Consider the following 12764-nt stretch of genomic DNA (forward strand, 5'->3'; position numbering starts at 1 on the left):
CGGGCGGACGGCCCGGCCCCCAGCGGAAGGTGAACCATGTCCGAGGAACCGCCCGCGGACCGGAGCGTCCGGGAGGTACGCCTGGGGATCTACGCCACCGAGCGGCAGGCCGAAGAGGTCAAGGAGCAGATCGCGCGGCTGCTCTGTCCCGACCCCGAGCACGCCTCTCCGTGCCCGATCCCGTGGTCGATCAGCGTCCTGGACGGCTCGGACCTGGAGGACGAGGACCCGTACCCGGAACTGATCGAGCAGGCCCGCGCGGAGCAGCAGGCGCTCGGCGGCCGCCCCTGAGCCGCCCTGCGTACGTACGACGAGAGCCCCGGCGCCATGACCCGTGCGCCGGGGCTCTCGTGCGAGGAGGCCGGGGGAAGCGGCATCGGGGGGACAAGCCGCTTCCCCCGATGAGGACCGGGCTCTCAAGTCCACGTCGCTGTCAGGGGGAAGCCCACGACGTGGACCCCGCAGTGGAGCCGGGTCCCTGCCCTGCGGATTCCTGCCAGACCCGCCGGGCTCACCACCCATACTGAGCCGCCGACCGCCGCCCGCGGCGCGGCAAAGGGCCTGGACCGGTGGGCCGTTGGTCCCTAAAAGGCGTGTGAAGGCGTGTGAGCGCGAGAGCCCTGGGCAGTCGCCGCAGGGGGCGCGAGCGCCGGGGCGTGCGGCCACTGGCGTGATCCGCGCGGCGGGATAGACTCACCCGACTGCACGCGGGGACAGAGAACAGGCAGGGGAGGCCGGGACGTGGTGCAAGCCAAGAAGATCGCCCTTTACGTGGTGATCGTCTTCGTTTTCTACACCATCATCAACTCCCCCGACCGGGCCGCCGACCTCGTCCAGGTGGGCTTCGAGGGGATATCCGACGCGGCCCAGGGCGTCGGCGACTTCATGACCCAACTCGTGCAGTAGGCAACGCTCGTACGACCTCTCACCGGAATCGGTGGGGGGTCTTTTGTGCGTTTGACCCCAACTTGCCCTCAACACGGCGTTATCGGGTGCTTGCACACAGTGCACATGTCTTGTGATGCTATGACCGCTTTTGACGGATGAGTGGAACGGTTCGACCAGAACGGTTCGTTTCGAAAAGGGGTGGCGTTGACCGTGCCGGCCAGTACTGCGCCTCAAGTGCCGCCCCAGGACGCCCCACAGGAGGCGACCAGGGCCACGGCCGGGGCGGCCGAGGCATCTCCCGCCAAGAAGCGGGGCGCGGACACCCGGGCACTGACACAGGTGCTGTTCGCCCAACTCAAGGACATGACCCCGGGAACGCCCGAGCACGACCGCGTGCGGGCCGCCCTGATCGAGGCCAACCTGCCGCTGGTGCGGTACGCGGCAGCCCGCTTCCGCAGCCGCAACGAGCCGATGGAGGACGTCGTCCAGGTCGGCACCATCGGCCTGATCAACGCCATCGACCGCTTCGACCCGGAACGCGGTGTGCAGTTCCCGACGTTCGCGATGCCCACCGTCGTCGGCGAGATCAAGCGCTACTTCCGCGACAACGTCCGCACCGTGCACGTGCCCCGCCGGCTGCACGAGTTGTGGGTGCAGGTCACCGGGGCCACCGAGGACCTCACCACGGCGTACGGGCGCTCCCCCTCGACCGCCGAGATCGCCGAGCGGCTGCGCATCGGCGAGGACGAGGTGCTGGCCTGCATCGAGGCCGGACGGTCGTACCACGCAACGTCGTTGGAGGCCGCGCAGGAGGGCGACGGGCTGCCGGGGCTGCTCGACCGGCTCGGCTACGAGGACCCCGCGCTCGACGGCGTCGAACACCGCGACCTCGTGCGGCACCTGCTCGTCCAACTCCCCGAGCGCGAACAGCGGATCCTGCTCCTGCGCTACTACAACAACCTGACGCAGTCGCAGATCAGCGCCGAGCTCGGCGTCTCCCAGATGCACGTCTCCCGGCTGCTCGCCCGCAGCTTCGCGCGGCTGCGGTCCGCCAACCGCATCGAGGTCTAGCTTCCGCCAAGGCCCGCGGCGCGCCCTGTCCCGCCCCCGTCCGGCTCGTCACTCCCGTACGAGCCGGGCGGGGGTTTCTCGTGCGCCGTACGAGCCGGGTGCGGGGGTTTCTCGTGCGCCGTACGAGCCGGGTGCGGGGGTTTCTCGTGCGCCGGTCGTGCTTCCACCGTGCGCCCCCCTGTACTCCCTCCCAGGTCCCCCGTGCGGGCGGCATACTCCGGCACAACCTGCGGAGGTCGAGGTTCCGCACAAGGGAGCGAACGGCCACCGTGACGGGTGGAGCTGGATCTTGGGGCGCTGCGGCAGAAAAGCCACAGACCAGGCTTTTCCTGTACAGATTTGTCGACTTGGCGCTACAGCGTGTTGCCGACATGTGACATTCTGCTGGAACCGCGTTTGCCGCAGCCTCATGACCGGTATTCAGGTGGAGGCTGCGTTCCTGAAGACGGAGCGCCCGCCGCGACCGTCCGCGACCTCAAGGGGGTGGCATGTCCGCAGAACAGGGCAGCTCGAAGGTGCTCACGCTCACGAAGAGCGCACCCAGCGCACCCGAGGAGCTCCGTCCGGAGCCATCGACAGCCATCGACACCCGCACGTTGTCCCGTTCCCTGTTCCTGCGCCTGGCCGCGCTGGACGAGGACAGCCCGGAGCGCGCGTACGTACGTGACACGCTCATCGAGCTGAACCTGCCGCTGGTGCGGTACGCGGCGGCGCGGTTCCGCAGCCGCAACGAGCCGATGGAGGACATCGTCCAGGTCGGCACGATCGGCCTGATCAAGGCGATCGACCGCTTCGACTGCGAACGCGGCGTGGAATTCCCGACGTTCGCGATGCCGACGGTCGTCGGTGAGATCAAGCGCTTCTTCCGGGACACCAGTTGGTCGGTGCGCGTGCCGCGCCGGCTGCAGGAGCTGCGGCTCGCGCTCACCAAGGCGAGCGACGAGCTGGCGCAGAAGCTGGACCGCTCGCCGACCGTGCCCGAACTCGCCGCCGCGCTCGGCGTGTCCGAGGAGGACGTGGTCGACGGCCTCGCGGTCGGCAACGCGTACACCGCCTCCTCGCTCGACTCGCCCGCGCCCGAGGACGACGGCGGCGAGGGCTCGCTCGCCGACCGGCTCGGGTACGAGGACAGCGCACTGGAGGGAGTGGAGTACCGCGAGTCGCTGAAGCCACTGCTCGCCAAACTCCCGCCCAGGGAGCGGCAGATCATCATGCTCCGCTTCTTCGCGAACATGACGCAGTCGCAGATCGGCGAGGAGGTCGGCATCTCGCAGATGCACGTCTCGCGACTGCTGACGCGTACGCTCGCGCAGCTGCGGGAGGGTCTGATCCAGGACTGAACCCGCCTCTCGGGGTTCAGATTTGACGGAGCGTCAGCCAGACTGGCGCCCATGACACGAGCACGAGCCGGTATCGCTTGGGCACGCAGCCGCCGAGGCGCCGTGACTACGGCCTCGGTGGCTGTCGTGTGTCTGGGAACGCTTCTCGCCGCCTGCGGAAGCGACTCCTCCGCGGAGGACGACGGATACGTGGCGGTCGGCGCCGTGGGAGCCACGCCCGACAGAACCCCGCAGCGCACGGTCGCCCCCACGGGCGAGGTGCGGATGGTGCCGTTGGAGGGGGCCGGGGAGGGTTCCGGGTCCAAGGGTGGGGGCTCCGGGAGCGGAGGTTCCGGGTCCGATGGCGGTACGGGTACGGGCGGTACGGGTGGTACGGGGAGCGGCTCCTCCGAGGGTGCGCCCTCCGGGGATCCGGCGAGCCCGCCGGCGACGCCCGAGCCCGGCACGCCCGCCGAGGGCGGCAACTCCGGCTCGGGGGAGGGGAGTTCCGACGACTCCGAGCCGCCCGGCTCCGGCGACTCCGACGGCTCGGGCGAGGACACTCAGCAGCCCTCCGGCCCCGCCGTGCTCAAGATCGGGGAGCCGGTGCGCAAGGCGCTGGAGGAGCGCTGGTGCGAGAAGGTGACCGTGAAGTTCCACAACTCCGGTGGCACAGCGGTGCGTTCGGGGACCGTCACCTTCGGCACGCACGTCATCGGCGGGCTCGGCGTCGACTGGGCCACCGTCGAGTCGGAGCGGAAGCTGCCCGCGCCGATCGAGCCGGGCGAGACCGTCACCGAGTCCTGGAACCTCTGCGTGGACGCCTGGCGGGTGCCGCTCGGCATGCGCATCGAGACCCAGGACGTCTCGGTGAAGTGGAAGTGACCCCGCCCCTGCAAGGAATCTTGCAAGGAAACCCGCAAGGAAACCTGTAAGGAGACCGCCCTCAGGACAGGGCGAGCCAGGCCACCGCCGCGACGATCGCGACGACGGCCACGACGCCGACGATCAACCCGACGCGCGAGCCGCCGCGGGCGGACTCCTGCTGCTGCGGGGCCGCGTCGTCGACGAAGGCGCGGAACATCTGCGTGCTGCCCGCGGGGTCGTTGCCGCCCTGGGGGTTCTGCGGGGCGTGGGGGTTGTGTGCCATGGGGCAGGACCCTAGCGAATCCGGGGATCCGGCCCAAGCCCTGGGTGACTCTCGGTCGCGGGCGCGCACGGACCGTCCCCTTTGCCTGAGCATTGCCAGCTTTTTAGCCGCGAGGCCCCTTTTTAGTTTGCCTTCGGCAACCAACTGCTTCTATCGTTGCTCTAAGCAACAAACAGTGGTGGAAGGGTGGCCATGGCCGCACAACCTCAGTACGAGGAACTCGGTCGGCAGCTGAGTGCCATCGGCGCCGTCAAGCGGGAGCTCTCCCGCACCCTCCCGGCCGAGTGTCCGGCCGGAGCGGCCGCCGTCCTTCTGCTCCTCGACAAGTACGGCGAGATGCGGATGAGCCGGCTAGCGGAGCTGCTCGCCGTCGACATGTCCGTCACCAGCCGCCATGTCGCGCACGTGGCGGACCGCGGCTGGATCGACCGGTCCCCCGACCCCGACGACCGGCGCTCCCGCATCCTGCGGATCACGCCCGAGGGCTCGGACGTGCTCCAGCGACTCTCCGAGCGCTACACGGACGCGCTCGCCCACTACCTGCGGGACTGGTCCGACGACGACGTCAACCAGCTCAGCGCCCTGCTCGCCCGGCTGCGGAGCAGCTTCGGCGAGTGCCGGCAGGCCCGCTCCCACACTTCGCCCACCCGTACACCCGCGTAAGAAGTAAGAGAAGGAAGTTCATGGCAACGACCACACCGGCCGGTGTGCGGGGCAGCCATGCCAAGCACGGCGGCCAGGCGGGTCACGACGATGCCTCGCCCATGACGCACCGGCAGATCATGGAGGCCCTCTCGGGCCTGCTGCTCGGCATGTTCGTCGCGATCCTCTCGTCGACGATCGTCTCCAACGCCCTGCCCGAGATCATCTCCGACCTCGGCGGCGGCCAGTCCGCGTACACCTGGGTCGTCACGGCCTCGCTGCTCGCGATGACGGCGACGACTCCGCTGTGGGGCAAGCTCGCCGACCTGTTCAGCAAGAAGCTGCTCGTCCAGATATCGCTCGTCATCTTCATGGCGGGCTCGGTCGTCGCGGGCCTCTCGCAGGACCCGGGCATGCTGATCGCCTGCCGTGTCGTGCAGGGCATCGGCGTCGGCGGTCTCTCCGCCCTCGCGCAGATCGTGATGGCCGCGATGATCTCGCCGCGCGAGCGCGGCCGGTACAGCGGCTACCTCGGCGCGACCTTCGCGGTCGCCACGGTCGGCGGCCCGCTGCTCGGCGGCGTCATCACCGACCACTGGGGCTGGCGCTGGTGCTTCTACGTCGGCGTGCCCTTCGCGGTCGTCGCGCTGATCGTGCTGCAGAAGACCCTGAAGCTCCCCGTCGTGAAGCGGGACGTCAAGGTCGACTGGGGCGGCGCGTTCTTCATCTCCGCCGCCGTCTCCCTGCTCCTGGTCTGGGTGACCTTCGCGGGCGACAAGTACGACTGGCTGTCCTGGCAGTCGTACGCGATGGTCGGCGGCTCGGTGCTGCTCGCGCTGATCTTCATCTTCATCGAGACCAAGGCCAGCGAGCCGATCGTCCCGCTGCGGCTCTTCCGCAACAAGACGATCACCCTGGCCTCGCTCGCCTCGCTCTTCGTGGGCATCGCGATGTTCAGCGGCACCGTGTTCTTCAGCCAGTACTTCCAGCTGGCCCGGGACAAGTCGCCGACGATGTCCGGCGTCATGACGATCCCGATGATCGGCGGCCTGTTCGTCTCCTCGACGGTCTCCGGCCAGATCATCACCAAGACCGGCAAGTGGAAGGCCTGGCTGGTCAGCGGCGGTTTCCTGGTGACGGCGGGCATGGGCCTGCTCGGCACGATGCGGTACGACACCGAGTACTGGCACATCGCGATCTTCATGGCCCTGATGGGCCTCGGCATCGGCATGATGATGCAGAACCTCGTGCTCTGCACCCAGAACCAGGTGGACCCGAAGGACCTCGGCGCGGCCAGCTCCGTCGTCACGTTCTTCCGGTCCCTCGGCGGCGCCATGGGCGTCTCGGCGCTCGGCGCCGTGATGGCCACCCGCGTCACCGACTACGTCAAGGACGGCATCGCCGAGCTCGGCCCGAAGGCCGCGGGCCTGGCCGGACACGGCGGCACCGGCGGCGGCGCCATCCCGAACCTGGACGAGCTGCCGGCTCCGATCCGCACCGTGATGGAGAGCGCGTACGGACACGGCGTCGCCGACGTCTTCCTGTACGCGGCGCCCGCGGCGCTGCTGGCCTTCCTCCTGACGCTGTTCATCAAGGAGGTCCCGCTGAAGACCGGCGCGATGGCGAAGGCCGTCCCGGCCGAGGCCGCCGAGCTGCCCGAGTCCGCCGGCACCCCGACCGCGACCCCGGCTCCGGTCTCCGTTCCGACCCCGCAGCCCGAGGAGGCGCAGACGATCGTGCAGAGCGGCACGGCCGGCAAGCCCGGCATCGAGGTACGCGGCGTGGTCCGCGCCGGCGACGGCGCCGGGGTCCCCCGGGCCGCGGTCACGCTGATCTCCCTCGGCGGACGGCAGTTGGGCCGCACCATCGCCCAGAACGACGGCGGGTACGTCCTCGACGCCCCCGGCGCCGGTTCGTACGTCCTGATCGCCTCGGCCGACGGCTTCCAGCCGCAGGCCTCCACCGTCGTCGTCGGCGCCGAGCCGCTCGCGTACGACGTGCTGCTCAGCGGCACCAGCGGCCTGGCCGGTGTGGTGCGGACGGCGGACGGGGCGAAGCCCGTGGTCGGCGCGATGGTCGTGGTGACCGATGTGCGCGGCGACGTGCTGGCCACCGGACAGACCGGCGAGCAGGGCGAGTTCACGTTCGGCGAGCTGGTCCCGGGCCCCGTGACCCTGGCCGTGAACGCCGAGGGCCACCGGCCGCTGGCGCTCCCCGTCGACGTGGCGGGCCAGGGCGTCACCCGTATCGAGGTGGCGCTGCAGGCCGGTGCGCGGGTGCAGGGCACCGTGCTCGCGGCGGGCGGACCGCTGCGGGACGCGCGGGTCACCCTGGTCGACGCGGCCGGGAACGTGGTCGCCACCTCGACCACCGGTGAGGACGGCGCGTACGCCTTCACCGACCTGGACAGCGGCGAGTACACGGTCATGGCGAGCGGCTACCCGCCGGCGGCCATGGCGCTGACGGTCGGCGGCAGCGACGCCGACGGTCACGACATCGAACTGGCCCACCCGGACGCATAGTTCGGGACCCCCGGACGCGTAGTTCGGGCGGTCGGTTCACGACTCCGGTCGCCTGTGTCCGTTCCGAGCGGAGGCGGGCACGGCGAGCGGCAGGAGGAGGGCCCGGCGGGCAGGGGACGGCCCGCCGGGCCCCATATTTTTTCAGCAATACGTGATTTGCGGGGCTTTCGACCTTGGCCCCGGACCTTTGGCGAGGAGTGGAACGTGGGACTCAGCGCACGGATTCGTACGCGTGACGGGTGGGCCGTGCAGCACGCCGTCGTCACCCTGACCGACATGCGCGGCGCCCAGATGCTGCGCGCCGAGGCGGACGAGGAGGGCGTCGTACGCGGCGACTCGCTCGCGCCCGGCCCCTACACGGCGATCGTGACCGCCGTCGGCTACGCGCCCGCGGCCGCCACGGCCCTGGTCTCGGCGAGCGGCCGGGCCGACCTCGGCACGGTGACCCTGACCCGGCAGGGCGGCGCCGAACTGCCGCCGCCCGGGGTGTGGACCCTGGACCCGGCGCACTCCTCGGTGGGCGCGGTCGCCCGGCACCTGGGCATCTCCAGCGTGCACGGCCGGTTCACGGAGTTCGGCGGGCAGATCGAGATCGCCGAGGCCCCCCTCGCCTCGCGGGTGGACGCGGTGATCAGCGCGGCCTCGGTCGACACCGGCAACGGGATGCGCGACAAGCACCTGGTCTCGCCGGACTTCCTGGACGTGGAGCAGTACCCGGAGATCCGCTACCGCAGTACGTCGGTGAGCGCCGCCGGGCCCGACCGCTGGACCGTGCACGGCGAGCTTTCGCTGCACGGCGTGGTGCGCCCGGTCGACCTGGACCTGGCCTACCTCGGCACCGGGCCCGACCCGTGGGGCGGACTGCGGGCGGCGTTCCACGCGACGGCCGAGCTGCGCCGCGAGGACTTCGCGATGAACTACAACCAGGTCGTGCAGGCGGGGATCTCCGCGATCGGCGCGACGCTGCGGGTGGAGCTGGACATCCAGGCGGTGCAGGGGGAGAGCCTGCCGGGTGCGGCCTAGTCCGAGGCGGGGGGGGCGGGGCACTGCCGGGTGCGGCCTAGTCCGACGCGGGGGGCGGGGCACTGCCGGGTGCGGCCTAGTCCGACGCGGGGGGCGGGGCGCTGCCGGGTGCGGGATGGTCGGGCAGCGCCTAGGGTCGGCGTATGGCCCCTCAGATCGCTTCCAACACCCGTGTCGACCTTGCCGAGTTGCTGGACTTCGTACGGCCTCGGCACCGCGCGATCCTGCTCACCCGGCGGTCCGACGGATCGCCCCAGGGCTCGCCGCTGACCTGCGGTGTGGACGACTCCGGCCGGATCGTGGTGTCCACGTACCCGGAGCGCGCGAAGACGCGGAACGCGAAGCGGGATCCGCAGGTCAGCGTGATCGTGCTCAGCGACGAGTGGAACGGGCCCTGGGTGCAGGTCGACGGCACGGCCGAGGTGCTCGACGTGCCGGAGTCCGTGGAGCCGCTCGTCGAGTACTTCCGGAACATCTCCGGCGAGCACCCGGACTGGGACGAGTACCGCGCCGCGATGGTGAAGCAGGGCAAGTCGATCCTGCGGATCACGCCGGAGCGGTGGGGTCCGGTGGCGACGGGCGGGTTCCCGGCGCGGCTGGCCGGCTGAGCCCGCCGGGGTTCAGGAGGTTCAGGACTCCGTCGCGTACCGGGTGACCATCGCCTCGATGCCCGCGATCATCAGGTCGAGGGCGAAGGCGAAGTCCGCGTCCCAGACCTGGGCGACCGTACGGCCGGCGTGCGCGCCGATGACGTCCTTGAGCTCGTCGATCTGCTCGGACGTCCGCGGGTTCTCCGTGAAGGCCTCCATGGCCTCCTCGTAGTACTCGTCCACGGTCAGGCCGGAGGCGGCGCAGCGCCGGCTGAAGTTGCCCTCCATCGTGCCGAAGCCGTACGCGAACTGGAACACCGCGGCCGTCGCCCCGGTCCGCACCGAGACGGGCAGGCCCGTGGTGCGGATGATCTTCTGGACGGCCTCCGCGAAGGCGATCGAGTGCGGGCCGATGTTCAGGTACGTGTTGAGGATCGTCGAGACCCAGGGGTGCCGGACCAGCACCTCGCGGTAGTCGGCGGCGAGCCTGCGCAGGTGGACGCGCCAGTCCTGGCCGTCGTCCGGGTCGGTGAGCGGGAGTTCGCCGAAGACCGCGTCGACGGCCAGTTCGAGGATGTCGTCCTTGGTGTCCACGTACCAGTAGAGGGACATCGCCGTGACGTTCAGCTCGGTGGCGATGCGGCGCATGGAGAGCTTGGGCAGGCCCTCCGCGTCCAGGAGTCGGACGGCGGTCGCCACGATCCGGTCGCGGTCGAGGCCCTCCGGCTGCTCCGCCTTTCGGCTGCTCGCGGGGCGGGCGGCCTTGTCCTCCAGCCAGACGCTGGAGCGCGCCGGGTTCCTCGCGCGGTTCGCTGCGCTGACCATGTCGTCCCTCTTACGTCGTCCTGCGCGTGCGGTTGTCCTGGGCACCGTACCCGGGGGCTGCGCCCCCGGACCCCCGCCCCCTTTCTCGGCCTTCGGCCTCGTCCTCAGGCTCCGGACGGGCTGGATTTACCCCGGGGCGGGCTGTTCTTCTCCGCCCGCTCCGCCCGCTCCGCCCGCGCCAGCATCGCCGCCGCCACAAGCCCACCCGCGAACACCGCGGCCGCGCCGACCAGTTGGCTGGTCTGCAGGCCCGAGGCGAAGGCCTCGGCGATCTGCTTCCGCTCGGCCGGGCCGTGCGCCGCCGCGAGGGCCGCGGGCAGCGAGGCCGCGGTGACCGTGACGAGCGCGGCGAACCGGGCGTTGAGGACCGCGCCCAGGACGGCCACCCCGAGCCCGTTGCCGAACTCGGCGAGCGTGCCGTTGATGCCCGCGCCGACGCCCGCCTTCTCCGGCGGAATGGCGCTCATGATGGCGTTGGCCATGGCCGGCTGGGACACCGCCATGCCCGCCCCGAACAGCACGAGGCCGAGCAGGATCCCGCCGTACGAGCCGTCCGTGCCGCCGCCGAGCAGGGCGATGGACGTCAGCCCCGCGGCCACCATCGTCATGCCGAGGACGACCGTACGGGGCGTGCCCAGCTTGACGACGACCTTCGGGCCGAGCCCCGACAGGTTGAGGCCGACGATGGTGAGGGCCAGCGGCGCCATCCGCAGGCCGGCCTCCAACGGCTCGTACCCGAGGACGAATTGGAGGTGCTGGGTGAGCAGGAACAGCGAGCCGCCCATGCCGAAGACCACGAGCAGCGAACCGGCGATCGCGCCGACGAACTTCGGGGACCGGAAGAAGTGCATGTCGAGCATCGGGTACGGGGTGCGCAGCTCCCAGAGCGCGAAGAGCACGAGGACCACGACGCCGGCGGCGGCCGGGAGCAGGACCTGCGCCGAGGTCCAGCCGTGCTCGGGCCCGACGATGATCGCGTAGACGAGCGTGGCCATGCCGATGGTGGAGAGCAGCGCGCCGAGCAGGTCGGGCCGGTCGCCGTGGGGGTCCCCCCTGCTCGAACGAAGTTGAGAGCTTGGGGGAGGGTTCTTGGACTCGGGGACGAGCTTGACGACGGCCACGAGGCCGAGCAGGGCCACGGGGATGTTGATCAGGAAGATCGCGCCCCACCAGTAGTGGTTCAGGATGACGCCGCCGATCAGCGGCCCCGCGGCGAAGCCGAGCGAGCCGACGGTGGCCCACAGGGCGATGGCCTTGACGCGCTCGGCCTCGTCGAAGATCTGGATGACCACGGCGAGCGTGGTGGTCATGAGCAGCGCGCCACCGATGCCCATGCCCGCACGGGCGGCGATCAACTGCCCGCTGGTCTGGGCGAGTCCGGCACAGAGCGAGCCGACGCCGAAGAGCGCGAGGCCCGCGGTGAGCATCTTCTTGCGGCCGTACCGGTCGGCGGCGTTGCCCGCGGTGAGCAGCAGCCCGGACTGGACGAGGGAGTACGCGTTGATCATCCACTGGATGTCGGCGGTGGACGCGTTCAGCTCCGTGGTGAGGGAGGGAATCGCGACGCCGAGGACGGTGTTATCGAGCAGCACGGTCAGCTGGGCCAGGCAGATGACGCCGAGGATCAGCCAGCGCTGCGGGTGGCCGCCGGACGTGGCGGCGGCTTCGGCTTCGGCTTCGGGCGGTTGATCGGTCGTCGCCGCCACGGGCACTCGCCGCCCCTCTTGTACGGTGTACGGGACCTTCCCCATACACCGTACAAGAGTTCCTCTTACACCGTACGGTTATTTCTTCGGCGTGCGCTCCGTGAGGTCGTAGAGGGTGGCGACCCCGGCGGCGGCGCCCGAAACCGAGGCCGGAGCCGAGGCCGGAGCCGAGGCGTCCGGGGTTCGCTCAGGCCGCGGCCGTCGCCTCCGCGGGCTTGATCAGGTAACCGGCCCCGCGCCGCGTGTGGATCATCGGCGACCGCCCGGCGTCGATCTTCCGCCGCAGATACGAGATATAGAGCTCGACCACGTTCGCCTGCCCCCCGAAGTCGTAGCTCCACACGCGGTCCAGGATCTGCGCCTTGCTGAGCACCCGCCGCGGGTTGCGCATCAGATAGCGGAGCAGCTCGAACTCGGTGGCCGTGAGGTGGATCGAGTCCCCGCCGCGCGTGACCTCGTGGCTGTCCTCGTCGAGAGTCAGGTCGCCGACGGCGAGCACGGACTCGCTGCGCCGGGCCGACGCCCCCGACCGCCGGATGAGCCCGCGCAGCCGCGCCACGACCTCCTCCAGGCTGAACGGCTTCGTCACATGGTCGTCGCCGCCCGCCGTGAGCCCCGCGATCCGGTCCTCCACCGCGTCCTTGGCGGTGAGGAAAAGCACGGGCACGTCCGGCTGTTCACGCCGCAGCCGGCCGAGGACGGTGAGCCCGTGCATGTCGGGCAGCGTCACGTCGAGCACGACGGCGTCGGGGCGGAACCCCCTGGCCGCCGCCACGGCCCCGGCCCCGTCGGCGGCGGTACGGATCTCCCAGCCCTCGTAGCGCAACGCCATGGAGAGCAGCTCGGTCAGGGACGACTCGTCGTCGACTACCAGCACCCGCACGGGGCTGCCGTCGGGCCTGAGCAGTTCGGTACGCGATTCGGAGCTCGTGGTCATACGCGCCACCCTGGCCCCGCCCTCTGAGAACACCCTTTCCCGAACCTGTGAATTCCCTGAGAAACGAGTGCCGGTTTCTGAGAAACGAGTT

General features: G+C 70.7%; 13 protein-coding genes. 9 read left to right on the top strand and 4 right to left on the bottom strand.

Translation table 11 applies throughout. From position 1 onward, the window contains the following. The first annotated feature begins 36 nt into the window (after positions 1-36). The 5 genes from QIS96_RS02245 (at position 37) to QIS96_RS02265 (ending at position 4163) form a co-directional block, all read left to right on the top strand. Positions 37-291 carry a hypothetical protein gene (locus QIS96_RS02245; RefSeq protein WP_282540606.1) on the top strand — a complete coding sequence of 85 codons (255 nt, stop codon included), beginning with the start codon at positions 37-39 and terminating at the stop codon, positions 289-291. Positions 292-741: 450 nt separating this feature from the next. Next, positions 742-906, top strand: a complete 165-nt coding sequence (locus QIS96_RS02250; RefSeq protein ID WP_282515132.1) for a hypothetical protein — start codon at positions 742-744, stop codon at positions 904-906. 192 nt (positions 907-1098) lie between these two features. After that, complete coding sequence (locus tag QIS96_RS02255) at positions 1099-1959, top strand: RNA polymerase sigma factor SigF (RefSeq protein ID WP_282540607.1); 861 nt, start codon at positions 1099-1101, stop codon at positions 1957-1959. A gap of 488 nt (positions 1960-2447) precedes the next feature. Next, a complete protein-coding gene (locus QIS96_RS02260) occupies positions 2448-3299 on the top strand; it encodes an RNA polymerase sigma factor SigF (RefSeq protein WP_282540608.1) in 852 nt (283 codons plus the stop codon). 102 nt (positions 3300-3401) lie between these two features. After that, positions 3402-4163, top strand: a complete 762-nt coding sequence (locus QIS96_RS02265) for a hypothetical protein (protein WP_282540609.1) — start codon at positions 3402-3404, stop codon at positions 4161-4163. A gap of 61 nt (positions 4164-4224) precedes the next feature. On the opposite strand, the gene QIS96_RS02270 is transcribed toward QIS96_RS02265, so the two are convergent. Then, positions 4225-4428 (bottom strand): hypothetical protein, encoded by a 204-nt coding sequence (locus QIS96_RS02270; protein WP_282540610.1) that lies wholly within the window; start codon positions 4426-4428, stop codon positions 4225-4227. Positions 4429-4620: 192 nt separating this feature from the next. Between QIS96_RS02270 and QIS96_RS02275 the strand changes: the two genes are divergently transcribed. The 4 genes from QIS96_RS02275 to QIS96_RS02290 all read left to right on the top strand — a co-directional run bounded on the left by QIS96_RS02275 (position 4621) and on the right by QIS96_RS02290 (position 9223). Beyond that, complete coding sequence (locus QIS96_RS02275) at positions 4621-5091, top strand: MarR family winged helix-turn-helix transcriptional regulator (protein ID WP_282540611.1); 471 nt, start codon at positions 4621-4623, stop codon at positions 5089-5091. A 20-nt stretch (positions 5092-5111) separates the two neighbouring features. Continuing rightward, positions 5112-7592, top strand: coding sequence for an MFS transporter (locus QIS96_RS02280; protein ID WP_282540612.1), 2481 nt, complete (start codon positions 5112-5114; stop codon positions 7590-7592). 204 nt (positions 7593-7796) lie between these two features. Then, complete coding sequence (locus QIS96_RS02285; protein ID WP_282540613.1) at positions 7797-8615, top strand: YceI family protein; 819 nt, start codon at positions 7797-7799, stop codon at positions 8613-8615. Between the two features lie 143 nt (positions 8616-8758). After that, on the top strand, positions 8759-9223 hold the full coding sequence (locus QIS96_RS02290; protein WP_282540614.1) for a PPOX class F420-dependent oxidoreductase: 465 nt from the start codon (positions 8759-8761) through the stop codon (positions 9221-9223). A gap of 21 nt (positions 9224-9244) precedes the next feature. Here QIS96_RS02290 and QIS96_RS02295 read toward each other — a convergent pair whose 3' ends face one another. The 3 genes from QIS96_RS02295 to QIS96_RS02305 all read right to left on the bottom strand — a co-directional run bounded on the left by QIS96_RS02295 (position 9245) and on the right by QIS96_RS02305 (position 12673). Beyond that, the gene (locus tag QIS96_RS02295; RefSeq protein ID WP_282540615.1) at positions 9245-10030 is read right to left on the bottom strand and encodes a TetR/AcrR family transcriptional regulator; all 786 of its coding nucleotides are present in this window, start codon (positions 10028-10030) and stop codon (positions 9245-9247) included. Between the two features lie 104 nt (positions 10031-10134). Continuing rightward, entirely contained in the window at positions 10135-11736 is a 1602-nt protein-coding gene (locus tag QIS96_RS02300; protein ID WP_282540616.1) for an MFS transporter, read from the bottom strand. Positions 11737-11923: 187 nt separating this feature from the next. Continuing rightward, positions 11924-12673 (bottom strand): response regulator transcription factor, encoded by a 750-nt coding sequence (locus QIS96_RS02305; RefSeq protein WP_282540617.1) that lies wholly within the window; start codon positions 12671-12673, stop codon positions 11924-11926. Positions 12674-12764: the final 91 nt, after the last annotated feature.

It is taken from the genome of Streptomyces cavernicola (genome assembly GCF_029968035.1).
Lineage (GTDB): Bacteria > Actinomycetota > Actinomycetes > Streptomycetales > Streptomycetaceae > Streptomyces > Streptomyces cavernicola.

What these genes read in the sequence shown, in the direction of transcription:
- QIS96_RS02245 (WP_282540606.1), top strand. Translation starts at nt 37, where the DNA reads ATGTCCGAGGAACCGCCCGCGGACCGGAGCGTCCGGGAGGTACGCCTG.
- QIS96_RS02260 (WP_282540608.1), top strand. Translation starts at nt 2,448, where the DNA reads ATGTCCGCAGAACAGGGCAGCTCGAAGGTGCTCACGCTCACGAAGAGC.
- QIS96_RS02270 (WP_282540610.1), bottom strand. Translation starts at nt 4,428, where the DNA reads ATGGCACACAACCCCCACGCCCCGCAGAACCCCCAGGGCGGCAACGAC.
- QIS96_RS02275 (WP_282540611.1), top strand. Translation starts at nt 4,621, where the DNA reads ATGGCCGCACAACCTCAGTACGAGGAACTCGGTCGGCAGCTGAGTGCC.
- QIS96_RS02280 (WP_282540612.1), top strand. Translation starts at nt 5,112, where the DNA reads ATGGCAACGACCACACCGGCCGGTGTGCGGGGCAGCCATGCCAAGCAC.
- QIS96_RS02290 (WP_282540614.1), top strand. Translation starts at nt 8,759, where the DNA reads ATGGCCCCTCAGATCGCTTCCAACACCCGTGTCGACCTTGCCGAGTTG.
- QIS96_RS02295 (WP_282540615.1), bottom strand. Translation starts at nt 10,030, where the DNA reads ATGGTCAGCGCAGCGAACCGCGCGAGGAACCCGGCGCGCTCCAGCGTC.
- QIS96_RS02305 (WP_282540617.1), bottom strand. Translation starts at nt 12,673, where the DNA reads ATGACCACGAGCTCCGAATCGCGTACCGAACTGCTCAGGCCCGACGGC.